General features: G+C 65.6%; 22 protein-coding genes and 1 tRNA gene. 7 read left to right on the forward strand and 16 right to left on the reverse strand.

Annotated elements, in window-relative coordinates; all coding sequences use genetic code 11:
- Nucleotides 1-77: 77 nt before the first annotated feature.
- Complete coding sequence (locus tag EYB42_RS10655) at nucleotides 78-821, forward strand: hypothetical protein (protein ID WP_135450093.1); 744 nt, start codon at nucleotides 78-80, stop codon at nucleotides 819-821.
- Nucleotides 822-937: 116 nt separating this feature from the next.
- Nucleotides 938-1,915, forward strand: a complete 978-nt coding sequence (locus tag EYB42_RS17480) for an outer membrane protein (RefSeq protein ID WP_135450094.1) — start codon at nucleotides 938-940, stop codon at nucleotides 1,913-1,915.
- A 35-nt stretch (nucleotides 1,916-1,950) separates the two neighbouring features.
- Here EYB42_RS17480 and EYB42_RS10665 read toward each other — a convergent pair whose 3' ends face one another.
- Nucleotides 1,951-2,646 (reverse strand): response regulator, encoded by a 696-nt coding sequence (locus EYB42_RS10665; protein ID WP_135450095.1) that lies wholly within the window; start codon nucleotides 2,644-2,646, stop codon nucleotides 1,951-1,953.
- Nucleotides 2,646-3,140, reverse strand: coding sequence for a MarR family winged helix-turn-helix transcriptional regulator (locus tag EYB42_RS10670; protein WP_135450096.1), 495 nt, complete (start codon nucleotides 3,138-3,140; stop codon nucleotides 2,646-2,648). The genes EYB42_RS10665 and EYB42_RS10670 overlap by 1 nt, the downstream gene beginning before the upstream one ends.
- 139 nt (nucleotides 3,141-3,279) lie before the next feature.
- On the opposite strand from EYB42_RS10670, the gene EYB42_RS10675 reads away from it, so the two are divergent.
- The gene (locus EYB42_RS10675; protein WP_135450097.1) at nucleotides 3,280-4,146 is read left to right on the forward strand and encodes a branched-chain amino acid aminotransferase; all 867 of its coding nucleotides are present in this window, start codon (nucleotides 3,280-3,282) and stop codon (nucleotides 4,144-4,146) included.
- 93 nt (nucleotides 4,147-4,239) lie between these two features.
- Here EYB42_RS10675 and EYB42_RS17365 read toward each other — a convergent pair whose 3' ends face one another.
- The 11 genes from EYB42_RS17365 to EYB42_RS10725 all read right to left on the reverse strand — a co-directional run bounded on the left by EYB42_RS17365 (nucleotide 4,240) and on the right by EYB42_RS10725 (nucleotide 17,350).
- Entirely contained in the window at nucleotides 4,240-4,407 is a 168-nt protein-coding gene (locus EYB42_RS17365) for a hypothetical protein (protein WP_167850992.1), read from the reverse strand.
- 30 nt (nucleotides 4,408-4,437) lie between these two features.
- Nucleotides 4,438-5,499 (reverse strand): tRNA epoxyqueuosine(34) reductase QueG, encoded by a 1,062-nt coding sequence (gene queG / locus EYB42_RS10680; protein ID WP_135450098.1) that lies wholly within the window; start codon nucleotides 5,497-5,499, stop codon nucleotides 4,438-4,440.
- 60 nt (nucleotides 5,500-5,559) lie between these two features.
- Nucleotides 5,560-6,237 carry an FtsZ-binding protein FzlA gene (fzlA, locus tag EYB42_RS10685; protein ID WP_135450099.1) on the reverse strand — a complete coding sequence of 226 codons (678 nt, stop codon included), beginning with the start codon at nucleotides 6,235-6,237 and terminating at the stop codon, nucleotides 5,560-5,562.
- A 69-nt stretch (nucleotides 6,238-6,306) separates the two neighbouring features.
- Nucleotides 6,307-7,071 (reverse strand): monofunctional biosynthetic peptidoglycan transglycosylase, encoded by a 765-nt coding sequence (mtgA, locus tag EYB42_RS10690; protein WP_135450100.1) that lies wholly within the window; start codon nucleotides 7,069-7,071, stop codon nucleotides 6,307-6,309.
- A 42-nt stretch (nucleotides 7,072-7,113) separates the two neighbouring features.
- Complete coding sequence (locus tag EYB42_RS10695) at nucleotides 7,114-7,650, reverse strand: DUF1269 domain-containing protein (RefSeq protein WP_135450101.1); 537 nt, start codon at nucleotides 7,648-7,650, stop codon at nucleotides 7,114-7,116.
- Nucleotides 7,651-7,720: 70 nt separating this feature from the next.
- Nucleotides 7,721-12,259 carry a glutamate synthase large subunit gene (gene gltB, locus EYB42_RS10700; RefSeq protein ID WP_135450102.1) on the reverse strand — a complete coding sequence of 1,513 codons (4,539 nt, stop codon included), beginning with the start codon at nucleotides 12,257-12,259 and terminating at the stop codon, nucleotides 7,721-7,723.
- 3 nt (nucleotides 12,260-12,262) lie between these two features.
- Nucleotides 12,263-12,973: a hypothetical protein gene (locus EYB42_RS10705; RefSeq protein WP_135450103.1), complete on the reverse strand. Its 711-nt coding sequence runs from the start codon at nucleotides 12,971-12,973 to the stop codon at nucleotides 12,263-12,265.
- A gap of 104 nt (nucleotides 12,974-13,077) precedes the next feature.
- Nucleotides 13,078-14,514, reverse strand: a complete 1,437-nt coding sequence (locus tag EYB42_RS10710; protein ID WP_135450104.1) for an NAD(P)-dependent oxidoreductase — start codon at nucleotides 14,512-14,514, stop codon at nucleotides 13,078-13,080.
- A gap of 161 nt (nucleotides 14,515-14,675) precedes the next feature.
- Nucleotides 14,676-15,479 (reverse strand): undecaprenyl-diphosphate phosphatase, encoded by an 804-nt coding sequence (locus tag EYB42_RS10715; protein ID WP_135450105.1) that lies wholly within the window; start codon nucleotides 15,477-15,479, stop codon nucleotides 14,676-14,678.
- A 3-nt stretch (nucleotides 15,480-15,482) separates the two neighbouring features.
- Nucleotides 15,483-16,364, reverse strand: a complete 882-nt coding sequence (locus EYB42_RS10720) for a c-type cytochrome domain-containing protein (protein ID WP_135450106.1) — start codon at nucleotides 16,362-16,364, stop codon at nucleotides 15,483-15,485.
- Nucleotides 16,364-17,350, reverse strand: a complete 987-nt coding sequence (locus EYB42_RS10725; protein WP_135450107.1) for a complex I NDUFA9 subunit family protein — start codon at nucleotides 17,348-17,350, stop codon at nucleotides 16,364-16,366. The genes EYB42_RS10720 and EYB42_RS10725 overlap by 1 nt, the downstream gene beginning before the upstream one ends.
- A 144-nt stretch (nucleotides 17,351-17,494) precedes the next feature.
- On the opposite strand from EYB42_RS10725, the gene EYB42_RS10730 reads away from it, so the two are divergent.
- Nucleotides 17,495-17,579 (forward strand) — tRNA-Leu (locus EYB42_RS10730).
- 144 nt (nucleotides 17,580-17,723) lie between these two features.
- On the opposite strand, the gene EYB42_RS10735 is transcribed toward EYB42_RS10730, so the two are convergent.
- The 3 genes from EYB42_RS10735 to greA all read right to left on the reverse strand — a co-directional run bounded on the left by EYB42_RS10735 (nucleotide 17,724) and on the right by greA (nucleotide 20,039).
- A complete protein-coding gene (locus EYB42_RS10735) occupies nucleotides 17,724-18,380 on the reverse strand; it encodes a peroxiredoxin (protein ID WP_135450189.1) in 657 nt (218 codons plus the stop codon).
- 158 nt (nucleotides 18,381-18,538) lie between these two features.
- Nucleotides 18,539-19,540, reverse strand: a complete 1,002-nt coding sequence (locus EYB42_RS10740) for a hypothetical protein (protein ID WP_135450190.1) — start codon at nucleotides 19,538-19,540, stop codon at nucleotides 18,539-18,541.
- Nucleotides 19,541-19,568: 28 nt separating this feature from the next.
- The gene (gene greA / locus EYB42_RS10745) at nucleotides 19,569-20,039 is read right to left on the reverse strand and encodes a transcription elongation factor GreA (RefSeq protein WP_135450108.1); all 471 of its coding nucleotides are present in this window, start codon (nucleotides 20,037-20,039) and stop codon (nucleotides 19,569-19,571) included.
- Between the two features lie 277 nt (nucleotides 20,040-20,316).
- On the opposite strand from greA, the gene EYB42_RS10750 reads away from it, so the two are divergent.
- From EYB42_RS10750 to EYB42_RS10760, 3 genes are all read left to right on the forward strand, one after another.
- Nucleotides 20,317-21,963 carry an electron transfer flavoprotein-ubiquinone oxidoreductase gene (locus EYB42_RS10750; RefSeq protein ID WP_135450109.1) on the forward strand — a complete coding sequence of 549 codons (1,647 nt, stop codon included), beginning with the start codon at nucleotides 20,317-20,319 and terminating at the stop codon, nucleotides 21,961-21,963.
- A 112-nt stretch (nucleotides 21,964-22,075) separates the two neighbouring features.
- The gene (locus EYB42_RS10755; RefSeq protein WP_135450110.1) at nucleotides 22,076-23,788 is read left to right on the forward strand and encodes a tetratricopeptide repeat protein; all 1,713 of its coding nucleotides are present in this window, start codon (nucleotides 22,076-22,078) and stop codon (nucleotides 23,786-23,788) included.
- The gene (locus EYB42_RS10760) at nucleotides 23,778-24,632 is read left to right on the forward strand and encodes a 4-(cytidine 5'-diphospho)-2-C-methyl-D-erythritol kinase (protein WP_135450111.1); all 855 of its coding nucleotides are present in this window, start codon (nucleotides 23,778-23,780) and stop codon (nucleotides 24,630-24,632) included. The genes EYB42_RS10755 and EYB42_RS10760 overlap by 11 nt, the downstream gene beginning before the upstream one ends.
- Nucleotides 24,633-24,636: the final 4 nt, after the last annotated feature.

Raw genomic sequence — 24,636 nt, forward strand, 5'->3', positions numbered from 1 at the left:
TGTCAGATTGGTTGACGTGTCTGTGGCGCAAGTCACATCAAGGGAGAGTGGAAATGTCTGATCGTGGAAATGGGACCATGGCTCGTCTTGCGCTGGGGGTGGCCGTTGTCGCCCTTGTGGGGACTGCCGCCTTCGTGATGCCGCAGTGGAACAGCGGCCTTGTTCCCGCCGCCTGGGCCGAGGATGACGGCGAAGGCAAGGGTCAGGGTGGCCCGGGCGACAGCGGCAACCATGGCGATGGCCAGAAGGGGCAGGACAACCGCGGTCAGGGCCAGGGCCAGGGCGGGCCCAGCAGCGATTCGGATGGTCAGGGCCCGCAGGCGGGCGGACCGGCGGGCACCGGTGGCGGCAAGCCCGTGTGGGCGCAAGAAGGGATCCCGGAAGTTGAACTGGGTCGGCTGAACGTCGCCAGATCGCCCGCAAAGGTTCTGGATCGCGCCTATGCCGAGGCGGTGGCCTCGCTGACGCCGGAGATGATCGCCTTCTATAACCTTTCCGTCGACGACATCATCGAAGAGTTGACGTTCAACTTCGACAATGTCGCCTATATCGACTCGCCTCTTCAGAACCTCGCCCTGCTGAAGGATGCCTTGGACGGCACGTCGGTCCTGGCATCGAAAGGCGTCAGCACGGACAATGACGTTCTGATGGCGGTCTTCCTGGCTGTGGCCGCCGACAAGGAGGGCGAGGGCATCACCGCCGATACGGTGATTGCGGTCACGACCATCCTGGGCACCCCGATCGAAGGGGATGCAGCTGCGGATCTGGCCGAACTTGCCGAATCCATCCGCCTTGCCGTTGTTGCCGGTCACAACAGCTGAGTGGCAGGACTGCAACGGGTAGGATCATTGGCTCCGACCGCCCTTGGCGGGCGGAGCTTTTCATGCGAAAAGCTGCATATGTCGCGTGCTTTGCGGGGTCAGGTGCCAGGATGAAAATGGAACGGACGACGTCGCCATCCACCCGAATTCTTCTTGCGGCGGGTTTGGCCGGTTTTGCGCTGGGCGCGCTGGCGCCTGTCGGGGCGCAGAATGGTGCGGCCTGGGCGCAAGAAGACGGCGGGCACGAGGACGGTGGTCATGAAGACGGTGGGCACGAAGGGGGCGGCCACGGAGGGGGCGGCAAGGGCCATGGCGGCAAGCCTGTTCCCCCGCCCGAGGAGGTGCCGCTGATCCAGTCGGGCGAGAACGCTGCGGCCCAGCCTGTCGCAGCCGGCCCCTTCGGCCCTGGCAGCTATTTCCGTTTCGAACTGGGCGCGGCCCGGGGCAGTGCCGGCGATGCCAACTGGCTGCCGCCCGGGTTTGAAGGTGGGGAAGAGGGGGATCCACAGGTCTTCTTCGACCTTGACATCGACAACGCTGCCATGGGCGCCATCGCCATCGGCCGGTCCTACGGCAACGGCTGGCGCGGCGAGGTGGCGCTGAACATCTTCGGCAGGGCCGATTTCGCCGGACCCTGGACCTACACGGTCCCCGAGACAGACGGGCCCCATGCCGACATGGAAGGCTCGGTCCGCTCGCTCGCGCTGATGGCGAACGGCTATTATGACTTCGACAATTTCGGCGGCGGCGTAACGCCCTTCGTGACGGCGGGCCTTGGCCTTGCGCGCAACACGATGGGCCAGTGGACGCGGATCAACCCCGCAGAAGACAGTGTGCGCCGCAGCTTCGAAAGCGGAAGCGACAGCGGGCTTGCCTGGTCCATCGGGGCGGGCGTGGCAGTGGATGTCGGCCCGGTGCTGGGGTCTGCCCCGGCAAAGCTGGAACTGGCCTGGCGCTATTTCGACCTGGGTTCGGTCACGGGCGGGGCAGAGCCGCTTGAGGGTGGCCCGGGGCAGGGCGGCACTCCGGTTGAGGCGTTGAACTTCGACCTGACGGAACAGGTGATTTCGGTCGGCCTGCGCATTCCGTTCTGACGCAGCCCTTCAGGAAGAGAGGGGGGAGGCCCCCCTCAATCCGGCTGCAGCATGTAACCTTCCCCGCGCACCGTCTGAAGATAGCGCGGCGCCTTCGGGTCGTCCTCGATCTTGCGGCGCAGGCGGGTGATCTGCACATCGACCGCCCGTTCCTGGGCAGCATCGCCGCGCGCGGCTTCGCTGACCAGCTTGTCGCGGCTGAGGGGAACGCCGGGCTGGGCGGCGAAGATGCGCATCAGCGCCGCCTCGGTCGCGGTCAGGCGCACCGGGGTTTCGCCGCGCCACAGCTCTCCCCGGTCGACGTCATAGCGCACAGATCCCAGCTGCAGCACCTGCCGCACGGGCTCTGCGGGTTTCACCTGGGGCACCCGGCGCAGGATGGCGTTGATCCGCAACAGCAATTCCTTCGGCTCGAAGGGCTTGACCAGGTAATCGTCTGCCCCGGCCTCCAGCCCCTCGATCCGGTTCGCGGTCTCGCCGCGCGCGGTCAGCAGCAGGATCGGCGTCGTGATCTTTCTGCGCAGATCGCGCGTCAGCGACACGCCGTCCTCTCCCGGCATCATGACGTCCATCACGATCAGGTCGAATTCCAGACCCGCCAGAATGCGCCGCGCCTGGGCTGCGTCCTTTGCGACTGAAACAAGAAATCCGTTCCGAATCAGGAATTTCTGCAACAGGCCCCGGATGCGTTCATCGTCATCGACGATCAGAAGATGCGCGTCCGCCGTCATCAGCCGCCCTCCTTCAGGCGGTTGTATTGCCGCCGCATCTCGGGATCCATCATCGCCTCCAGCACCTGCCGGAAGCCGGCCACCGCCGCCGGCCCTGCCGCGCGATAGGCGGCCCGCATCCGTGCCCGCTGGGCGTCGGACAGCTCGCGTTCCAGGGCGACGCCTTTTTCGGTCAGAAACAGATGCCGCTCGCGTGCGTCGGTCTTGCCCTTTTCGCTGCGGACAAGGCCATCGTCGATCAGCGTCCGCAACACGCGATTCAACGACTGTTTCGTAACCCCCAGAATCGACAAGAGATTGGAAACCGTCGTTCCCGGCGAGCGGTGGATGAAATGGATCGCGCGATGGTGCGCCCGGCCATAATTCATGCCCTCGAGGATCCGGTCCGGGTCGGCCGTGAAACCGCGATAGGCGAAGAACATCGCCTCGATCCCCTTCCGCAACTGTTCGTCGGTCAGATACAGCAGGTTTTCCCCGCCGGGTGCATCGGCCATCGTGCGTCTCCTTCGTTCCGAATTTACGTCAGCCTTGTTGACTTTCCAAGCATGAACCCGTAACTCTGCCCCGATTTCGCGCAAGAATCTGTCCGAAGCGGACCTTTCAGGCGCAACTTTCGCAAAACCGGAGGCGGGAATGGCAGGCTACGACGATCGCGACGGGTTCATCTGGATGGACGGCAAGCTGGTGGAATGGCGTTCCGCCAAGGTCCACATCCTGACGCACGCGCTGCACTATGCGTCGTCGGTGTTCGAAGGCGAACGTTGCTACAACGGCAAGATCTTCAAGGGACACGAACATTCGCTGCGCCTGCTCAAGTCGGGCGAGCTTCTCGACATGCCGATTCCGTGGACCGCCGAACAGATCGACGCCGCCAAGGAAGAGGTGCTGAAGGCAAACGGTCTGACCGATGCCTATGTGCGCGCCGTTGCCTTCCGCGGTGCGGGCGAGGAGATGGGCGTCGCCAGCCTGGGCAACCCGGTGCGTCTGGCCATCGCCTGCTGGTCCTGGGGTGCCTATTACGGCGACGCCAAGATGAAAGGTGCGAAACTGGACATCGCCAAATGGAAACGACCCTCGCCCGAAACCATTCCCACCGCAGCCAAGGCTGCCGGCCTTTACATGATCTGCACCATGTCCAAGCACGCCGCCATGGCCAAGGGCTGCTCGGACGCGCTGTTCTTCGACTATCGCGGCTATGTGGCCGAGGCGACCGGGGCCAACATCTTCTTTGTCAGGGATGGCGAGGTGCACACGCCGCTGCCCGACTGTATCCTGAACGGCATCACCCGCCAGACGGTGATCGGCATGCTGCGCGACATGCAGATCAAGGTGCATGAGCGCCACATCCTGCCCGAGGAACTGGCGACCTTCGAACAGTGCTGGCTGACCGGCACCGCAGCCGAGGTCACACCTGTCGGCCAGATCGGCGAGCATACCTTCGAGGTGGGCGACATCACCCGGCGCGTTGCCACCGAATACGAGAAACTGGTCCGATCCTGATATCAGGGCAATGGCCGAACGACACCGGGCACTGCAGTCCGGTGTCGTCCGAATTGCCGTCTGTCCGAGGAGCCGGCAGTCGAAATGGGGCGATCAGGCCGTCCGCCCCCGTGCGATGCGCAGGAATTGCGCCACGCGCGCGGCACCTGCGCCCGACCGCGGGCGATGCCAGGTTTCACGCGGGCTTCGTGCCAGTCTCAGGAAATGCTTCACCCGGGCGCCGGTGCTGGCCTTGCGATGATCTGCAAGATGCTTGGACATGCTGGGTCTCCTTTCCGGTGGAACGTCACCCTAGCACGATTCGCCGCCCGGCCCCACCCGGTCGTCCTGCGCCTGCGAAAGCCTGCCCAGCGCCCAGGCGGCCGCCTCGGAAACCGCCGGATCGGCCTCGTCAAGCCTTGCCCGTGCCAGGGGGATCAGCGACGCCATGCCGGAATTGCCGACCGCATACATCACGTTGCGCAGGAAGCGATTCCGTCCGATCCGCTTGATCGGGCTCCCGGCAAAGCGCGCCCGAAATCCCGCATCGTCCAGCGCCGCCAGGTCCGCCAGTTCCGGCAGCCCGACCCTGGGCTGATATCCCATATCCTTCGCGGCAACTGCGAACTTGTTCCAGGGACAGACGGCCAGACAGTCGTCGCAGCCGTAGATCCGGTTGCCCATCAGAGGGCGCAACTCAGGCTCCACCGGCCCGTTGTGTTCGATGGTGAGGTAGGAAATGCAGCGCCGCGCATCCAGCTGATACGGCGCCGGAAAGGCGCGGGTCGGGCAGATGTCCAGACAGGCCGTGCAGCTGCCGCAATGGCTGGTCTCGGGCGCATCCGGCTCCAGCTCCAGCGTGGTGAAGATTGCGCCGAGGAACACCCAGTTGCCCAGATCGCGGCCCAGAAGGTTGGTATGCTTGCCCTGCCAGCCCAGCCCCGCCGCCTGCGCCAGCGGCTTTTCCATCACCGGCGCGGTATCCACGAAAACCTTGATCTCGCCGCCGCCCTGATCGATCAGCCAGCGGCCCAGCCGTTTCAGCCGCCGCTTGACCAGGTCGTGGTAATCCTTGCCCTGCGCGTAGGCGCTGACCACCCCGCAGTCCCGCTGCGCGAGCCCTGCCATAGGGTCGCCCACCGGGGTGTAGGCCTCGGCCAGCATGATGACCGACCGCGCCTCGGGCCACAGCGCGGCCGCGTTGCCCCGCCACTCTTCGCGCTCGGCCATCCAGGCCATCTGCCCGTGCCGGCCAGCCGCCAGAAAGGCCCGCAACCGACCCGCCGCCTCGGGCACTGCATCCGGCCGGCAGATCCCGCAGGCGGCGAAACCCTCTTCGCAGGCCCGATCCTTCAGGCGATCCTTCAAGTCCATCTTCCGACCGAACCTGTCCCGCAGGCGGGCCGGCGGGTGCAAGCCGCCCGAAATGCGGGCCTAGAAATCCAGATCGGCATAGTGCGGCGCCGGCGGGAAGCCCGAGATCTGGTCGGCCAGAAGCGGCCGGAACGCCGGCCGCGACTTGATCTTGGCATACCAGTCCTTCAGCACCGCGTGCCGGTTCCAGTCCACATCGCTGATGTAGTCCAGGCAGCTAAGATGCGCGGCTGCGGTGAAATCGGCCAGCGTCATCGCATCGCCTGCCAGCCAGCGGCGCTGATCGAGAAGCCAGGCCATGTAATCCAGGTGATACTTGATGCGGGTTGCCCCCATCTTGACGTTCCGGGAATCAGGATAGCCCTGGCCACTGACCTTCTTGTTCACCCTCTCGTACAGAAGTTTCGAGGTCACTTCGTTGTGGAACTTGTCGTCGAACCAGGCGCAGAGACGACGCACCTCGAAACGCGCATCGGCGCTGCGCGGCATAAGGGGCGGTTCGGGCACGGTTTCCTCGATGAACTCGCAGATCGCCTGGCTTTCGCTCATCGTCCGTCCGCCCAGTTTCAGGATCGGCACCTTTCCGGCCGGATTGCGGCGCAGGAAATCGGGCGAAGGTTCCCAGTAGCGTTCTTCGACCAGTTCCACCTCGATCTTCTTTTCCGCAAGCGTCAGGCGCACCTTGCGGCAGAACGGCGACAGGGGAACATGATACAGGCGTGCGCTGGGACGGTTCATCTTGCGGCGGCCTCCGGTCTGGCATCCTCATTGCCGCGCCGTGCGGGGGAATTCAATCCCTCCACGGGATCAGTCCTCGAAACAGGCGGAGCGCCCGTCCGCCCTGATCGTCTCGGCGCCCGAGATGATGCTGCGTGTGCGGTTGCGGACGAAATTCGACGGGTTGGCGGCATCGCGCCCCTTCGGATCGGGCAGGATCGCGGCCAGCCGGGCAGCCTGCAGCGCGGTCAGGTCTTTCGCGTCCACGCCAAAGTAATGGCGCGCCGCCGCCTGCACGCCGAAGACGCCCTCATCGAATTCGGCAACGTTCAGATAGACCTCCAGGATGCGCTGCTTGGACCATACCAGCTCAACCACCGGGGTCAGCACCGCCTCCAGCGCCTTGCGCGCGTAAGTCCGCCCATGCCAGAGGAAGACGTTCTTCACCACCTGCTGGCTGATCGTGCTGGCCCCCCGGTTGCTGCCCGCCGCGATGGCCTTGCGCAGCTCGGCCATGTCGAAACCCCAGTGGTTGCAGAAATTCGCATCCTCTGCCGCCACCGCTGACCGGGCCATGACCGGGGCGATCTCGTCCCAGGATACCCATTCCTTCTCGATCCCGCCCAGCCGCCAGGCCTCGCTCAGCTGGTAAAGGTTGATGGGCGGCGGGACAAAGCTGAACAGCAGGATCAGAACGACATAGAAGGCCGCAACCCCGCCGATGATCCGCCCCACCCAGCGCGCCACGCGCCGCCAGGGCCGCGGCCTTTCCGGCGCCGTCCCGGCCCCCGGCTTGCGCTTGCGTGGCGCAGGCTTCGGCCTTTCGGCCGGCTTCTCGGTCACGTCCTCGGTCATGGCGCCCTTAGATGCAGGCAGGCGATCCCCGTCAAGAGCGGCTCACGTCCGGCCGCCGCCCAACTGGTCCTGCTTCTGCAGGGGCGCGATCTTCTGTTCTAGGAAAGCCTTCAACTGGGCCTCTGCCTCGTGGCTCAGCGACGTGTGGATCACCCGGCCTTTCTCGCGGAAGGGTTCCAGCCGTTCGATCACCTTGTCGGTGGTGATCTTGCGCACCAGCATGCCGACCGCGGCCCCACCCTTGTCCAGGCTCTGGCCCACCTCGCGCAGGAAGTCGTCATCGATCCCCAGGTCGGTGAACTTGCCGACCAGTGCACCTGCCCCGGCGCCCACCGTGGCGCCGACCACGGGGTTCAGGAACAGCAGTCCGATCAGAGTACCCCAGAGCCCCCCGCCGATTGCCCCTCCGGTCACCAGATCAGTGGACTGATGCAGATCGACCTTGCCATTTTCGTCACGGGTGACGACGACCACATCCTCCATCTCGACCAGGTGTTCCTTCTGAAGCAGGACCAGGGCTTCGGCTGCCGCAAAGGCTGTGGCTTCGTCCGGGAAGGCAACGATGATCAGGTCCGACATGAGGGGGCTCCAAGCAAAGGGCCGCCGCGGAATGCGACGGCCCTTTCTAGCACGTCAGGACAGCGGTTGCCTATTCCGCCGGAACTTTCGCCACTTCGTCGGACAGCGGATAGGGCAGGCGGCTGACCATTTCCTTCGGGCAGACCTGCAGGAAGTTCTGCCGCTCGCGGTCCCAGTTCGACAGGATGCGCTCGGCGATCCGGCTGCCGGTTTCCTCCAGATGACGGGCGATCAGGCCCTTCAGCTGCATCTCCCAGTGCGGATGACCCACGGCGCAGGTCAGGATGGATTCCAGGTTCATGAAATCCTCGGCCACGCCCTCGGGGTCATAGACATAGGCCATGCCCCCGGTCATCCCCGCGCCGAAGTTAGCGCCGATCCGTCCAAGGATCACCGCCACGCCGCCGGTCATGTATTCGCAGCCGTTCGAGCCGCAGCCTTCGACCACGACGCTTGCGCCGGAATTGCGCACCGCGAACCTCTCCCCGGCCCGACCGCTGGCAAACAGGAACCCGTCCGTCGCGCCATACAGCACGGTGTTGCCGATGATCGTGTTCTCTTCGGCCTTCAAGGGCGAGGCCATCGGCGGCCGCACGGTGATCGTGCCGCCCGACAGGCCCTTGCCGACATAGTCGTTGGCATCGCCCTGCACTTCCAGCTTGAGGCCCCGCACCGCGAAGGCCCCCAGCGACTGGCCGCAGGATCCGGTCAGCTTCACCGTCAGGTGGTCTGGCTGCAGCGCGTTCCGCATCCCGAACTTCTTGACGATGTGGCTCGAGGCCCGCGTGCCGATGGTCCGATGCGTGTTCCGCACCGCGTAGGACAGCTGCATCTTCTCGCCGTCCTCGAAGAACCGCGCACCGTCGCGGATGATCTCGGCATCCAGCGTGTCGGGCACCGCATTGCGCGGCTTCGACCGGTCATAGGTGATCAACCGCGACCCATCGACAGTGATCAGCAGCGGGTTCAGATCAAGGTCGTCGAGGTTCGCCGCCCCACGGCTGACCTGGGTCAAAAGGTCCGCGCGCCCGATGATCTCATCCAGCGACCGCGCGCCGATGGAGGCGAGGATTTCCCGCACTTCCTGGGCGTAGAAGGTGATCAGGTTCACCACCTTGTCCGCCGTGCCGGTGAACTTGGCGCGCAGGCGTTCGTCCTGCGTGCAGACGCCCACCGGGCAGGTGTTCGACTGGCACTGGCGCACCATGATGCAGCCCATGGCGATCAGCGCCGCGGTGCCGATGCCGTATTCCTCGGCCCCCATCATCGCCGCCATCACGATGTCGCGCCCCGTCCGCAGCCCGCCGTCCGTGCGCAGCGTCACCCTTTCGCGCAGGTTGTTCATCGCCAGCACCTGATGCGCCTCGGTGAGACCCATCTCCCAGGGCAGGCCGGCATACTTGATGCTGGTCGCAGGGCTGGCCCCCGTGCCGCCGTTGTGGCCGGAAATCAGGATCACATCCGCCTTGGCCTTGGCCACGCCCGCCGCGATGGTGCCGACGCCGGACGACGACACCAGCTTCACGCAGACCTTGGCGCGCGGGTTGATCTGCTTCAGGTCGTAGATCAGCTGCGCCAGGTCCTCGATCGAATAGATGTCGTGATGCGGCGGGGGCGAGATTAGCGTGACCCCCGGAGTGCTGTGCCGCAGCCGCGCGATCAGCGCCGTGACCTTCATCCCCGGCAGCTGGCCGCCCTCGCCGGGCTTCGCCCCTTGCGCGACCTTGATCTCCAGCTCCTCGCAGGCGTTCAGGTATTCCGCCGTCACGCCGAACCGGCCCGAGGCGACCTGCTTGATCTTGGCACTCGGGTTGTCCCCGTTCGGCTCCGGCACGAAATGCGCCGGGTCCTCGCCGCCCTCGCCGCTGTCGGACTTCGCCCCGATCCGGTTCATCGCCACGTTCAGCGTCTTGTGCGCTTCGGGCGACAGCGCCCCCAGCGACATGCCCGGCGTCACGAACCGCTTGCGGATCGAGGTGATCGACTCCACCTCCTCGATCGGCACCGGCTTGCCCAGCGGCTTGATGTCCAGCAGGTCGCGCAGGTGGATCGGCGGGTTGGCCCGCATGGCGGCGCTGTATTGCTTCCAGATGTCATAGGACGCCCGGTCGCAGGCCGATTGCAGCATGTGCATTGTCTGCGCTTCCCAAGCGTGCTTTTCGCCCGACCGCCGCGCCTTGTAGAAGCCGCCGATGGGCAGCACGTCCGCCCCACCCAGCCAGCCCTTGCGGTGCACCTCTTCCAGCTTCTGCTCGATCCCGGTCAGGCCGATGCCCGAAATGCGCGATTGCATGCCGGGGAAATATTCCGCCACCATGGCGCGGGACAGGCCCACCGCCTCGAAGTTCAGACCGCCGCGATAGCTGGAGACCACGCTGATCCCCATCTTCGACATGATCTTCAGAAGGCCCGCGTCGATGGCGTCGCGATAGCGGCGCATGGCATCGGTCAGCGTGCCTTCGATAAGGCCGCGCTCGATGCGGTCGGCGATGCTGTCCTGCGCGAGGTAGGGGTTCACCGTGGTCGCGCCGCAGCCGATGAGAACCGCAAAGTAATGCGGGTCGATGCATTCGGCAGACCGCACGTTGACCGAACAGAAGGTCCGCAGACCCTTGCGCGTCAGCCAGCTGTGCACCGCCGAGGTGGCAAGGATCATCGGCATCCCCACCTTTTCCGGCCCCTGATGTTCGTCCGTCAGCACCAGCTGCGCCGCGCCACTGCGCACGGCATCCTCGGCCTCGGCGCGGATGCGTTCCAGACCCTGCCGCAGGTCGTCGAGCCCCTCGCCCACCGGGAAGGTGCAGTCGATGAAGGCCACCTGATCGCCAAAGCGTTCGACCATCACCTCGAATTCGCGGTTGGCGATGAAGGGGCTTTCCAGCACCAGGATCTCGGTCTGGCTGGACGATTCATCCAGCACGTTCTTCAGGTTGCCGAAGCGGGTCTTCAGGCTCATCACCCGCCCCTCGCGCAAGCTGTCGATTGGCGGGTTCGTCACCTGGCTGAAGTTCTGGCGGAAGTAATGGCTCAGCGGCCGATACTGCGCCGACAGGACTGCCGGCGGCGTGTCGTCTCCCATCGAGGCGACCATTTCCTTGCCGTCCTCGGCCATCGGCGCCAGGACCTGCTCCAGCTCCTCGACCGTGAATCCCGCCGCGATCTGCCGCTTGCGCAGTTCGGCGCCCGTGTAGGTCTGCGTCTCGGGCACGTCGCGCAGAAGGCTGTTCAGATCGATGACCTTCTCGATCCACTCGCCATAGGGTTGGGCGGCGGCAAGTTTGTCCTTGATCTCGGTGTCGTGATAGAGCTTGCCCTCCACCATATCCACCGCGATCATCTGCCCCGGCCCAAGCGCACCCTTCTCGCGCACGGTGGATTCATCGACCGGCACCATCCCGGCCTCCGACCCGGCGATCAGCATCCCGTCGCCCGTCACCACATAGCGCATCGGCCGCAACCCGTTGCGGTCCAGCCCCCCGCAGACCCAGCGCCCGTCGGTCATCGCCAGCGCCGCCGGGCCGTCCCACGGCTCCATCACCGAGTTGCAGTAGGAATACATGTCCGCCCAGGCCTTGGGCATGTTCACCGTCTGCTTTGACCAGGCCTCGGGCACCAGCATGGTCTTGGCCATCGGCGCCGACCGGCCCGACCGCACCAGCACCTCGAACACCGCGTCCAGCGCGCCCGAGTCGCTCGTCCCACCCGGGATGATCGGCTTGATGTCCTCGGCCGCCTCGCCGAAGTTGTTGCTGGCCATGCGGATCTCATGGCTCTTCATCCAGTTGACGTTGCCCTTCAGCGTGTTGATCTCGCCGTTGTGGGCGAGCATGCGGAAGGGCTGCGCCAGCCACCATTGCGGGAAGGTGTTGGTGCTGTAGCGCTGATGATAGATCGCGAAGGCGGACTCAAACCGCTCGTCCAGCAGGTCGGGGTAGAAGGTCGAGACCTGCTCGGCCAGCATCATCCCCTTGTAGATGATCGACCGGCAGGACAGGCTGCACAGGTAAAGCCCGGCGATCCCCGCCGCCGTCGCCGCCTTCTCGATCCGGCGGCGGATGATGTAAAGCTCGCGCTCGAACTGTTCCTGGTCAATGTCCTTCTCGCAGCGGATCAGGATCTGCTCGATCTCGGGGCGCGTCGCATTGGCCTTTTCGCCCAGCACGGACACATCCACCGGCACATGCCGCCAGCCATAGATGTAATGCCCCATGCGCAGAACCTCGGTCTCCACGATGGTCCGGCAGCGTTCCTGAGCGCCGAAATCGGTGCGCGGCAGGAAGACCTGGCCCACGGCGATCAGCTTGTTCACATCGGGCTCATGCCCGGTGCGGCGCACCACGTCGTAGAAGAACTTCACCGGGATCTGCACATGGATCCCCGCGCCGTCGCCGGTCTTGCCGTCGGCGTCCACCGCGCCCCGGTGCCAGACCGCCTTCAGCGCGTTGATGCCGTTCTCCACCACCTTGCGGCTCGGCTTGCCGCTGATCGACACGACCAGCCCCACCCCGCAGGAGGAATGTTCGTCTTCGGCCCGGTAAAGCCCGTTCGCATCCAGCCAGGCGCGCTTTTCCTCTTCGGCCCTTACCCAGGCGGCATCATATTTGGTCATGGCTCACTCCTCAAAGCTCGCTGGCAGGATTTCGTTGGTCGCGGGGCCGGCGTCGGCCGTCAGCGCGTCACAGTCGTAGTTCGGCTGGCGGGCCAGAAATCCTTCCTCGCCCGGAAAGACGAATTCGACGGGCGAGCCGTCGATCGGCCGCCAGATGCCGTCGCCCAGGTCGGTCTCGCCCGGCCCGGCGAAGAACAGGCGCCATTCGGGGTGCAGGAATTCGTTCCCCCGCGACTGGCGCAGCATCCGGCCCGAACGATCGTATTCGGTGAACTGCACCTCGGTCTCGGACAGGGTGATCCCGTCGATCACCACAGTCCGTCCGGTCAGCCGGTCGTACCCGGTGGCCCGGCTGCCGGCGCCGTCGGCGCGCGACAGGGTGAAGTCCCAGGTATCCATGCCTTCCGCCAGAAGTTCCGAAAAGCTGGCCGGGTCGGCGGGCGCCGGGTCCAGCACCTGACGCACCGGGTCATAGCTTTCCACCCATTGCGCCTCGTAGTCGATGCGCGAATGGAAGAAGGGACCTTCCTGATCGAGGTCCACTCGCCATTGGTCGCCGGGCGCATCCCCGCTGCACCGGTAATAGTGCGACACGCGGCAGGCCTTGGACTGCACGGTCATGAAGGCCTGGCAGCCTTCGGGGGGCGTCCAGGTTCCGGCCAGCGCGGCGGTGGCCGGGACGGTCAGACAGGCAAGGATCAGAAACTTCCGCATCGCCGGTTCACCCTGGATCAGGTCAGATACCCTGACGTTCAGGTCTTCCTGCATCCACTGCGCACAAAGACAAAGGGAAGATGTCAGGAAGACGGGAAAAAGGATCACTCCGCAGCCATGGCTCCGGTCTGGTTCAGATAGGAAAGGATCGCCTCGGCCGCCTCGCGCCCGTCGCGGATCGCCCAGACGACCAGGCTTGCGCCCCGCACGATGTCGCCCGCGGCATAGACACCGGGCAGGCTGGTTTCGTGGGTGCGAAAATCGGCCTTGATCGTGCCCCAACGGGTGACCTTCAGCTCCGGCACGCCCCAGAGGGTCGGCAGATCCTCGGGCTCGAAGCCCAGCGCCTGGATCACCAGGTCGGCGGGTTCGACATAGTCGGCGCCTTCGATGACCTCGGGCATCTGGCGGCCGGTGGCGTCCGGCGCGCCAAGGCGCATCTTCTGCACGATCACGCCTTCGACCTCCGTGCCGCCGGTAAAGCCCTTGGGCGCGGAAAGCCACACGAATTCGACGCCTTCCTCCTCGGCGTTCTGCACCTCGCGTTGCGACCCCGGCATGTTCGCCCGGTCGCGGCGGTAGAGGCACTTCACCGACAGCGCCCCCTGCCGGATCGCGGTGCGCACGCAGTCCATCGCCGTATCGCCGCCGCCGATGACGACGACCCGCTTGCCGCTGGCGTTCAACTCGCCGCTGTCGAACTCTGGCACATCGTCGCCAAAGCCCTTGCGGTTCGAGGCGGTGAGGTAGTCCAGCGCCTTGACGATGCCCCTGGCGCCGACGTCGGGGGCCTCGATGTCGCGGGCCTTGTAGACGCCGGTTGCGATCAGCACCGCATCGTGCTGACCCCGGATCGCATCAAAGGTGATGTCCTCGCCCACAGTGCAGTTCAGCACGAAGTTGACGCCCCCGTCCGCCAGCTGGGCGTTGCGGCGTTCGACCACGTCCTTCTCCAGCTTGAAGCCGGGGATGCCATAGGTCAGAAGGCCGCCCGCGCGGTCATAGCGGTCATAGACCGTGACCTGCACACCCTGCCGGCGCAGTACGTCCGCCGCCGCAAGGCCGCCCGGCCCCGCGCCGATGATGCCCACGCTTTCGGGGCGTTCGGCCTGGGGACGGATCGGCCTGACCCAGCCTTCTTCCCAGGCGGTGTCAGTGATGTATTTCTCTACCGCGCCGATGGTGACGGTGCCGTGGCCGGACTGTTCAATGACGCAGTTGCCCTCGCACAGCCGGTCCTGCGGGCAGATGCGGCCGCAGATTTCCGGGAAGGTGTTGGTGGCCTGGCTGATCTCGTAGGCTTCCTGCAGGCGGCCCTCGGCGGTCAGCTTCAGCCAGTCGGGGATGTTGTTGTGCAGCGGGCAATGCGACTGGCAGTAGGGCACGCCGCACTGGCTGCACCGGCTGGCTTGTTCGGCGGCCTTGGCATCAGCGAACTCGCGGTAGATCTCGTGGAAATCCTGTGCGCGAGAGGATGCGTCACGTTTTTCGGGCATTTCCTTGCCGATCGTGACGAATTTCAGCATCTTCTGCGTGGCCATCGCTGCGCCTTTCACCGGAACCCTTCGGGACCGATGGGATACAGCGGATCAGGACGCAATAAAAGTCAGTATAGCTTACCTATTTGCCGCTTTTTTGAGTGATGAGGCAGAGATGCTGCCATTTTTCTGCTCATTTAGGTCAGCATGGTTTCCCCATATGCCTAGAAGCCTAACCAAAGGGCAGTCAAAGCCACGCTTCCGACGATGATTCGCCACCAGCCGAACAGCGCATAGCCATGGCGGCTGATGAAGTTCAGCACCCATCGCACCACCAGAACGGCTGTCACGAATGCCACGGCGAAGCCCACGGCGATCTCCCACACTGCGCCGAAATCCAGCACGGCGCGGTTCTTGAACAGGTCGTATGCCACCGCCGCCCCCATCGTCGGCAGGCTGAGAAGGAAGGAAAACTCCGCCGCCGCCCGCTTTTCCACCCCCATCAGCAGTGCGCCGACGATGGTTGCGCCCGACCGGCTGACACCGGGAATCATCGCGAGACACTGGGCAAACCCGATGGCCAGCGACTTGCCGAATGGCAGCGCCAGCGCATCGCGATACATGGGGGGCGGCACGATGCGGTCGATCACCAGCAGGACGAAGCCGCCCAGGATCAGCATCACCGCGACCAGCATCGGCGTCTCGAACAGCACGGTCTTGATGAAGTCATGCGCCAGAACGCCCACCGCCACAGCCGGAAGGAAAGCCAGCAGGATCGAGACGATCGACCGTCGCGCCGCATCCTCGTGCCGTGCACGCAGGAAAAGCCGCAGGATCAGCGCCGCATAGACCGAGGTCAGCGCCAGGATCGCACCCAGCTGGATCACCACCTCGAAGGTCTTCCCCTTCGACTCAAAGCCCAGGAAATGGCCTGCGAGCAGAAGGTGACCCGTGGAAGACACCGGGATGAACTCGGTCAGCCCTTCCAGAAGCCCCAGCAGGGCGGCAACGATCGTCGTGTTTTCCATATCCTACCTGTCGCGGAATCGTTCGGCCCGCACCGAGCCGTCTGCCTGCACCACGCCCTGCATCTCGGCCTGATCGCCGATCCGCGGCCGGTCGTCCACCCTTGTCCCGCTGTCGATCACGAAGCCGGCACCGTCGATCTCGGCCGCGCCGGTCAGCACACCCCGCAGGCGGATGCGCGCACCAGTCGGAATCGGGGCCTTGGTCCCGTCGGCATCCGGCGCGCCCTGTTCGATCCAGTCGCGGATCAGGCGGATATCCTCGTCCGGCAGCCAGGGCGGGCCGTCGAAGGGCATCCTGGGTGTGGCCAGACCCGTGACCCGGCGCCAGATCTCGGACATCTCGGGGTTGCCTGGCAGCACCGCCAGCCGGTGGCCGCCCTTCAGCACGTTTTCAAGACTGTCCAGCCGCAGCCCTTCCGGCGGGGCGCCTAATTTTGAATTGTCGGAATGGCACTTGATGCAGGCCTTCAGGAAAATCGGCTGCACATCCGGCCAGAGCACCTGCTCGCCCGGGGCGGGGCGGCGGCGGTCGGAAGCGGGGCTGGGCGCAGCCGCGCCCGCCGGCATGCCAGCCATGACCCAGGCCTCGACCATGGTGATCTGGTCGCGATCAAGGAAGGGCGGGCCGTCCAGCGGCATCTGCGGCTCGGCCTCGCCGCGCAGGCGCTGCAGCAGCGGGCTTGCCGGATCGCCGGCCAGTACCACAGGCCCGTTCTCGCTGCCCGCCAGCACACCCTCACGCGTGTCGAGCCGCAGGCCCAGCGGCGCGTCTTCGCCGGAATGGCAGATCACACAACGATCCGCAAAAAGTGCGCCGACAGCATCAAAGCCCTGCGCAGCCGCCGGGCCGGCCAGAACGGCCAGCACCAGGGCTGCGTGGCGCATCACGCCTTCCTCAGATTCCTGGCCGAGCGCTTGATCGCCGCGAACTGGCCCGAGGGCCGGAAGCGCCACAGATATTCCGGCAGCACAGCCTCCATAGCGGTGGGGGTGATGCCCATATCCGTCAGGCCCTTCGCGCCGGGCGATACCACGTTGTCGCGGGCAAGGTTCTTGACCTGGTCGCGGGTGATCACCCGGTTCTCGATCAGGCCCAGCGTCAGGGCCTGCACCATGTCGAACCCGAAGGCCATGATCCGTGCCAGGAAGAATGGCACGTTCACCACCGCACGGCGGCGTTCGATCACCGCCAGCATCCGGTGCATCAGACCGCGGAAGGTATCGACCTCTGGCCCGCCGAGTTCATAGATTCCGGGCGCAGCCTGGCCCAGCACGCCCTTGACCGCCGCCTGTGCCACGTCGTCCACAAACACCGGCTGGAACCGGGTGTTGGCCCCCACAACCGGCAGGATGGGCCCAAGACGGGCCATGGCGGCAAAGCGGTTGAAGAACTGGTCCTCGGTACCGAAGATGATCGAGGGGCGCAGGATCACCGCCCCGGGGAAGGCCGCCAGCACGGCCGTCTCGCCCTCGCCCTTGGTGCGGGCATAGTCGCTGTCCGATGCCGGATCGGCCCCGATGGCCGACAGATGCACCAGCGTCTGAACGCCTTCCGCGGCCGCAATCCGGGCAATGCGCCCCGCGCCTTCGGCATGCACCGCATCAAAGCTGTTCCTGCCGACCGCGTTGAGGATACCCACGCAGTTCACCACCGCATCCGCGCTCTGGATCATCGCGCGTACGCTGGCATCGTCGCGGATGTTGCAGGCCAGCGGCTCGACCTGACCCGGCACACCGTAGGGCTTTACGAACAGCGCCTCGTTCGGGCGGCGCACCGCCACGCGAACACGCCAGCCCTCTTTCGCCATGCGCCGGGCGATGTAGCGGCCGACTAAGCCGGAACCGCCGAAGATGGTGACAAGCTTGCTCATGGCGCACCTTCCGAGGGGGCTGGAAACTGGCCGGATCAATACCCCCCGTGCGCCCACCGGGCAAGGCCAAAGCGGCGCGACGAAATTTCCACGGGGACCGTTGACACTGCCGAAACCGCCCGTTACATCGCGGCTCACGACATCGCCCAGATGGCGGAATTGGTAGACGCGCTGGTTTCAGGTACCAGTGCCGCAAGGCGTGGAGGTTCGAGTCCTCTTCTGGGCACCATTACACCGAAAGGCCCCGCAATCCTTGGTGATTGCGGGGCCTTTCGCTTCTGCGTGCCGCCTGCTGCATTCGGGCCCGTGTCCGGTTTGCTGGCGGTCCTGCGAACGGACCCCCGCACGCCGGGCAAGGGTCCGTGCTTCGGTCTCAGGCAGGCGCTTTCGCGAAGCGCAGGTAGGGCAGCCTGATGTCCAGATCGCCGTAGCGTTCCTTGGCCTGGTCGTTGTTCAGGGCAAGGGCGACAATCACGTCCTGCCCCGGAACCCAGTTCGCCGGCGTGGCCAGCGGCACGCCATCCGTCAGCCGCACCGCATCCAGCGCGCGCAGGATCTCGGCAAAGTTGCGGCCGATCGACATCGGATAGGTCATTGAAAGGCGGATCTTCTTGTCCGGACCTATGATATACACCGTCCGCACCGTGGCCGAGTTCGCGGGCGTCCGACCCTCGGTCGGCAGGTAATAGTCGGCGGGCAGCATGTCATAGGCCTTGGCCACCGTCAGGCTGGTGTCGTCGATGATGGGGAAGTCGGCCGGGGCACCGCCGAAGGCCTCGATGTCGCGCTTCCACTTCAGATGGTCCTGCACCGAATCGACCGACACGCCCAGAACCTTGGTGTTACGCTTCTTCCATTCCTCGGCCAGCTGCGCGACGGCGCCGAATTCGGTCGTGCAGACGGGCGTGAAATCGCGCGGATGGCTGAAGATGATGCCATAGCTGTCGCCCAACCATTCGTGGAAGCGGATCGTGCCAGCGGTCGACTCGGCGGTGAAGTCAGGGGCGGTGTCGTTGATGCGGATGGCCATGGGAACCTCGATGCGTTGCGAATCGTTGCTGGGCGGAACATAGGCATTCTGGAACAAGGTTCCATCCCGATGCCGGTGTTTCGGAAAGAAAGGGAAAATGGCGCTGTGGCGACCCGTGATCCGGAATGTATTTCCTTGAATCCAGGTTTGGGCGCAACCTAGTCGAAGGTTCCCGTCACCCGGCCCAGAAGCATGAAGGCCCGCGCCGTTCGGGTATCGCCCAGTTCTGTCAACTCGGCATCGCTGGCGTTCGGTTCAAAAGCCGAGAACGTCTTGTCGAAGGCACGCAGGAAATGATGCGCGGCATCGCGGAAAATCAGGTCGGACTTCATGCGCCTTGAGACCCGATCCAGAGAATCGCGGTCGCGGATGCCACCCAGCCCGGCGATGGAACGACCCCTCTCTCCGGCAGCGAAGCGACGCCAGAGGTCTGGACGCGCCAGGTCGGGCGTCAGGTCGTCCATGTAGATGCCATCCTGGGAAAGCAGCGTCAGAACGTCCTGCGAGGCGCGTATCAGCTTGGCGACGGTCCGGTCCTCCAGCGCCAGACGCAGCGCGCGGAAGCCTTCCTTGTCGTCTGGTGTTTCCGGGAAGTTCAGCGCCCGGATGAAATCGGCGATCGAGATTGGCGGCCGGTTGTCCTCGGGTGGCGTGCCCAGTGCCAGCGCCGCCTGTTCCGCCGCGGGTTCCGGCGCGGGCTTGACCAGGGCAGCCTTGCGATCGGCCGACGGCACGGTCAGCGCCGCATCGCGCCGCGAGGAGAAGGTTGCCGGAACCGTTCCCGCCTGTCTCGCAATGGCGGCGGTTTCGCCGGCCCGGCGCTCGACCACGGGCTTCGCCGCAGGTTGGGCCTGCGCCTGCACATCGCCGGAACGCATCGCGTTCAGGGCTGCCTGAAGCTCGGCCGCCTCGGCCCGCAGGTCGCGCAAGAAGCGCAAGGTGACCACCAAGACCCAGATCAGGGCGACCGGCAGCAACAGCATGAGCAGCGTCATCAACAGGCCGAGTGCCCCGCCTTCGTCGCCGGAAGGCGAGGTCAGCACCAGCGCCACCCACACAAGGCTGAGGATTGCGCCCCCGATCTCCAATCCCCGCCCAGGCGACGCGGCCGCCAGACCTCTGCCAGGGCCCAGGCCCGTGTCATGTCGCGGTGATTGCAGGGGCGGTTTCACCAAGGGACCCCCCGGGTCAGACGTAGCGGATTGTCAGGATTTCGTAGGACCGCGTGCCGCCGGGGGTCTTCACCTCGACGTTGTCGCCTTCGTCCTTGCCGATCAGGGCCCGGGCAAGCGGCGAACGGATGTTCAGCAGCCCGTTCTCGATGTCGGCCTCGGTCTCGCCGACGATCTGGTAGGTCTTTTCCTCCTCGGTGTCCTCGTCGACCACGGTGACCGTGGCGCCGAACTTCACCGGGCCAGAGAGCTTGGACGGGTCGATCACCTCGGCCTTGGACAGGATGCCCTCAAGCTCCTTGATGCGGCCTTCGATGAAACCCTGCTTCTCGCGCGCGGCATGGTATTCGGCGTTTTCCGACAGGTCTCCGTGTTCCCGCGCCTCGGCGATGTCGCGGATGATCGCCGGGCGATCCACCGTCTTCAGCTGCTTGAGTTCGGCGTCCAGCGCGTCGAACCCGCGCCGGGTCATCGGAATCTTTTCCATCGGCCTTCCACATCAAAACAAGAAGTCACAGGCCGGGTCGCGGCCCATGACTTCCATCACCTTCCCTTTCACCTGACCCGATAGACCCCGCAAATGCAAGAGGCATGCCGCAGGCGCGCAACGGGCGGTCGCCGGCGGGACAGAAAGTTTCCGGCGCGGCGGCCCTTTTGGCGTGATGTTGCGTCATGGTTGACCTCGTGTTCTTCATGGGGCAACAGGACACCCGCAAAAAGCCAGCGTTTCAGGGGCGGGCAGGGCGGCCCGGGAAGGACAAGCGATGACGGCGATCCAGCGCGAGAAGATGGATTATGACGTGGTGATCGTGGGGGCGGGGCCTGCGGGCCTGTCTGCCGCGATCCGGCTGAAGCAGCTGGACCCCGAACGCAGCGTCGTCGTGTTGGAAAAGGGCTCCGAGGTTGGCGCGCACATCCTGTCGGGCGCGGTGCTGGACCCGTCGGGTCTGGACGCGCTCTTGCCCGACTGGCGCAACATGGACGCGCCGATCAAGGTGCCGGTGCGCGAGGACAACTTCTACTTGCTCGGCCCCGCGGGCCAGTTGCGCATCCCGAACTGGCCGATGCCACCGCTGATGTCGAACCACGGCAACTACATCGTGTCGATGGCCAATGTCTGCCGCTGGATGGCGCAGGTGGCCGAGGGGCTGGGGGTCGAGATCTTCCCCGCCATGGCCTGTTCCGAACTGGTCTATGAAGGCGACACCGTGGTCGGCGTGGTCGCCGGCGAATTCGGTCGCGACCCCGAAACCCGTGAGCCCGGCCCTGCCTACGAACCGGGGATGGAGCTGCGCGGCAAGTATGTCTTCCTGTCGGAAGGCGTGCGCGGCAGCCTGTCGAAGCAGGTGATCGAGAAATACGGCCTGTCGAAGGGTAAATGCCCGCAGAAGTTCGGCCTGGGCATGAAGGAGATCTGGGAGATCGACCCCGCCAAGCACCGCGAGGGCACGGTCACCCACACGATGGGCTGGCCGCTGGGCAAGAACGCCGGGGGCGGGTCGTTCATCTATCACCTTGAAAACAATCAGGTCTATGTCGGCTTCGTGGTCCACCTGAACTACGAGAACCCCTACCTTTATCCCTACATGGAGTTCCAGCGCTTCAAGCATCACCCGATGGTCGCCGAGCTGCTGAAGGGCGGCAAGCGCGTGGCCTATGGCGCGCGGGCGATCTCGGAAGGGGGGTGGCAGTCGATCCCGAAGCTGGTCGCGCCGGGCGTGGCGCTTCTGGGCTGTTCGGCGGGTCTGGTGAACGTCCCCCGCATCAAGGGCAACCACAATGCGATGCTTTCGGGCAAGGCCGCGGCCGAGGCCGCCCATGCCGCCATCGTGGCGGGCCGTCAGGGCGACGAGCTGACCGCCTACGAGACCGAGGTGCGCACGGGCGCCATCGGGAAGGATCTGAAGAAGGTGCGCAACGTCAAGCCGCTCTGGTCGAAATATGGCCTGGTGGCCAGTCTGATGGGCGGCGGCATCGACATGTGGCTGAACACCGTGGGCCTGACCGCCTTCGGCACGCTGCGGCACGGCAAGTCCGATGCGGCGGCGACCGGCAAGGCAAAGAACTTTGCGCCGATCGACTATCCGAAGCCCGACGGCAAGCTGTCGTTCGACCGGCTGACCAACGTGGCCTTCAGCTTCACCAACCATGACGAGAACCAGCCGCCGCATCTGGTGCTGAAGGATCCGTCGATCCCGATCCGTGTGAACCTGCCCGAATACGCCGAACCGGCGCAGCGCTACTGCCCGGCGGGCGTCTATGAGGTTCTGGGCGAAGGCGCGGAAGCGACGTTCCGCATCAATTTCCAGAACTGTGTCCACTGCAAGACCTGCGACATCAAGGACCCGTCGCAGAACATAACCTGGACCACGCCGATGGGTGGCGGGGGACCGAACTACCCGAACATGTGACGCCTCACGCAAGCGTGTTGACTCTTGGCGTGCGGGCGGTGCCGGAAGGGGCCGCCCGCATTGCCTTGGCCCGGTCCTGACGATAGCCTCCGCCGCAACCGGAGGACACGACATGCCGAACGCGCTGACCCGCACCCTGACCGCGCTGGCCCTTGCCGCAGTTCTGGGCGCTCCGCTTCGTGCCGCAGAGGGTGACGCAGGCGCCTATCTCGCCGCGCGGATCGCCGAGGCAGAGAACGACTTCCGGGCTGCCGCGATCTGGTATGGCAAGGCGATCCTTTCGGATCACCAGAACCCGAGGCTTCTGGAAGGCGCGATCCTGGCCGAACTGGGGGTGGGCGACTTTGCGCTTGCGATCGAGGCCGCGCGGCAGCTCGCCGCACTGGTGGGCGAGCCCAGTCAGCTTGCCGCCTTTGCCCTGCTTGCCGATGAGGCTCAGCGCGAGGACTATGCCGCCATCCTTGCGGCCCAGGAAGGCGGGCGCGATCTTGGAGATCTGGTCAACCGGCTGGTCGTTGCCTGGGCCAAGGTCGGGCTGGGCAACATGTCGGGCGCGCTGGCCGATTTCGACGCCGTGACCCGGACCCGTGGGCTTGAGGCCTTCGGCTACTATCACAAGGCGCTGGCGCTGGCCTCGGTGGGTGATTTCGAGGGGGCTGACGAAATCCTGTCAGGCCGGGCGGCAGGCCCGATCTCGGTGATGCGCCGCGGGGTGTTTGCCCATGCTCAGGTTCTCAGCCAACTGGAACGCAATACCGAGGCGCTTGACCTTCTGGACCGCAGCTTCGGTGCCGATCTTGATCCGGTGGTGGATGCCCTGCGCCGCCGGCTGGAGGCGGGAGAGCCTCTGCCCTTCGATACGGTGCGTACCGCCCGCGACGGGATCGCCGAAGTCTTCTTCACGGTCGCAACCGCGCTGAACGGTGATGCCGACCCGGTCTATACCCTGCTGCACCTGCGGGTCGCCGGATACCTGCGGCCCGACAACGCCGATGCGATCCTGCTGACGGGTGACGTGCTTGAAACGCTGGGCCAGCATCAGCTTGCCGCCGAAACCTACGCGCTTTTCCCGCCGGACGATCCCAGTTACGTCCAGGCCGAGATCGGACGCGCGGGCGCCCTGCGGTCGCTGGGCAAGACGGATGCAGCGATCGAGGCCCTGCAGGTTCTTGCTCGCAGCCATGGCAACCTTCTGTCAGTCCAGTTCGCACTGGGCGACATGTTGCGGATGCAGGATCGCTGTGACGAGGCCGAGGTCGCCTACAGTGCGGCGATCGACCTTGTGCCAAAGGACAGCAAGGATTCATGGATCCTGCATTTCTATCGCGGGATCTGCCACGAGCAGACAAAGGACTGGCCGGCTGCCGAAGCCGATTTCCGCCGCGCGCTAGAGGTCAATCCCACCCAGCCGCAAGTGCTCAACTACCTGGGCTATGGGCTGGTCGACCGGGGCGAGAAGCTGGATGAAGCCCTTGGCATGATCGAGAAGGCCGTCGCGGGCGACCCCGACAAGGGCTACATCATCGATAGCCTGGCTTGGGCACTGTTCCGCCTGGGCCGCTACGAAGAGGCGCTGGAGCCGATGGAGCGCGCCTCGCTTCTGGAACCGGTGGATCCGATCGTCACCGACCATCTGGGCGATGTGTACTGGATGGTCGGCCGCAAGCTGGAGGCCCGCTTCCAGTGGCGCAGGGCGCTGTCGTTCAATCCCACCGAAAAGGATGCGGAACGGATCCGCCGCAAGCTGGAAATCGGGCTTGATGCGGTGATGGCGGAGGAGGCCGGCGCGCCGGCCCCGGTCAAGGCGATCGGGAATGGTGACTGAGCCGACCACCGAATTTGCCCCGGCCAAGATCAATCTCTGCTTACATGTGACCGGGCGGCGGAGCGACGGCTACCATCTGCTTGACAGCCTTGTCGTTTTTGCGGGCACCGGCGACCGCATCGAAGTCGCGGCGGGGCAAGGGCTGCAACTGTCGCTCGCCGGTCCCGAGGCCGGGACGCTGACAGGCGAGGCCGACAATCTGGTGCTGCGTGCCGCCCGGTCGATGGGGGTGAGCAATGCGCGTCTGACACTGCACAAGGAACTGCCGGTGGCCTCGGGCATCGGCGGGGGGTCGGCGGATGCAGCGGCCACCCTGCGCGCGCTGGCCCGGCTGACCGGGCTGCCCCTGCCCGGACCTCAGGTGATCCTGTCGCTCGGCGCTGATGTGCCGGTCTGTCTGGCGGGCCGTCCGGCACGCATGCAGGGTGTGGGAGAGGTTCTGACGCCGCTGCATGGCCTGCCACCGCTCTGGCTGGTCCTGGCGAACCCGCGCGTTCCGGTGCCGACCCGATCGGTCTTTGCGGGGCTTGTCTCGCCGCGCAACTCCGGCCTGCCGGATGTGCCGGCCCATGCCCTGCGGTCGGCCGATGCCTTCGCGGGCTGGCTTGCGGCGCATACCCGCAACGATCTGGTCACCCCGGCCTTGCGGGTTGCGCCGGTCCTGGCCGAAGTCCAGGCAGCGCTTGCTGCCGATCCCGCCTGCCTGCTTGCCCGGATGTCCGGCTCTGGCGGCACACATTTTGGCCTTTATGCCACGGCAGAGGCTGCAGCCGCAGCCAGCGTCGCCCTTGGTGCGGCGCATCCGGGATGGTGGGTTGTCTCGGCCCCGATGATCCGGAGCTGAGGCC

The sequence above is a fragment of the Tabrizicola caldifontis genome (assembly GCF_004762095.1).
Classification (GTDB): Bacteria; Pseudomonadota; Alphaproteobacteria; order Rhodobacterales; family Rhodobacteraceae; genus Tabrizicola; species Tabrizicola caldifontis.

Coding starts and splice junctions, on each gene's coding strand:
- EYB42_RS10655 (WP_135450093.1), top strand. CDS start 78: ATGGCTCGTCTTGCGCTGGGGGTGGCCGTTGTCGCCCTTGTGGGGACT.
- EYB42_RS17480 (WP_135450094.1), top strand. CDS start 938: ATGGAACGGACGACGTCGCCATCCACCCGAATTCTTCTTGCGGCGGGT.
- EYB42_RS10665 (WP_135450095.1), bottom strand. CDS start 2,646: ATGACGGCGGACGCGCATCTTCTGATCGTCGATGACGATGAACGCATC.
- EYB42_RS10670 (WP_135450096.1), bottom strand. CDS start 3,140: ATGGCCGATGCACCCGGCGGGGAAAACCTGCTGTATCTGACCGACGAA.
- EYB42_RS10675 (WP_135450097.1), top strand. CDS start 3,280: ATGGCAGGCTACGACGATCGCGACGGGTTCATCTGGATGGACGGCAAG.
- EYB42_RS17365 (WP_167850992.1), bottom strand. CDS start 4,407: ATGTCCAAGCATCTTGCAGATCATCGCAAGGCCAGCACCGGCGCCCGG.
- queG (WP_135450098.1), bottom strand. CDS start 5,499: ATGGACTTGAAGGATCGCCTGAAGGATCGGGCCTGCGAAGAGGGTTTC.
- fzlA (WP_135450099.1), bottom strand. CDS start 6,237: ATGAACCGTCCCAGCGCACGCCTGTATCATGTTCCCCTGTCGCCGTTC.
- mtgA (WP_135450100.1), bottom strand. CDS start 7,071: ATGACCGAGGACGTGACCGAGAAGCCGGCCGAAAGGCCGAAGCCTGCG.
- EYB42_RS10695 (WP_135450101.1), bottom strand. CDS start 7,650: ATGTCGGACCTGATCATCGTTGCCTTCCCGGACGAAGCCACAGCCTTT.
- gltB (WP_135450102.1), bottom strand. CDS start 12,259: ATGACCAAATATGATGCCGCCTGGGTAAGGGCCGAAGAGGAAAAGCGC.
- EYB42_RS10705 (WP_135450103.1), bottom strand. CDS start 12,973: ATGCGGAAGTTTCTGATCCTTGCCTGTCTGACCGTCCCGGCCACCGCC.
- EYB42_RS10710 (WP_135450104.1), bottom strand. CDS start 14,514: ATGGCCACGCAGAAGATGCTGAAATTCGTCACGATCGGCAAGGAAATG.
- EYB42_RS10715 (WP_135450105.1), bottom strand. CDS start 15,479: ATGGAAAACACGACGATCGTTGCCGCCCTGCTGGGGCTTCTGGAAGGG.
- EYB42_RS10720 (WP_135450106.1), bottom strand. CDS start 16,364: ATGCGCCACGCAGCCCTGGTGCTGGCCGTTCTGGCCGGCCCGGCGGCT.
- EYB42_RS10725 (WP_135450107.1), bottom strand. CDS start 17,350: ATGAGCAAGCTTGTCACCATCTTCGGCGGTTCCGGCTTAGTCGGCCGC.
- EYB42_RS10735 (WP_135450189.1), bottom strand. CDS start 18,380: ATGGCCATCCGCATCAACGACACCGCCCCTGACTTCACCGCCGAGTCG.
- greA (WP_135450108.1), bottom strand. CDS start 20,039: ATGGAAAAGATTCCGATGACCCGGCGCGGGTTCGACGCGCTGGACGCC.
- EYB42_RS10750 (WP_135450109.1), top strand. CDS start 20,317: ATGACGGCGATCCAGCGCGAGAAGATGGATTATGACGTGGTGATCGTG.
- EYB42_RS10755 (WP_135450110.1), top strand. CDS start 22,076: ATGCCGAACGCGCTGACCCGCACCCTGACCGCGCTGGCCCTTGCCGCA.
- EYB42_RS10760 (WP_135450111.1), top strand. CDS start 23,778: ATGGTGACTGAGCCGACCACCGAATTTGCCCCGGCCAAGATCAATCTC.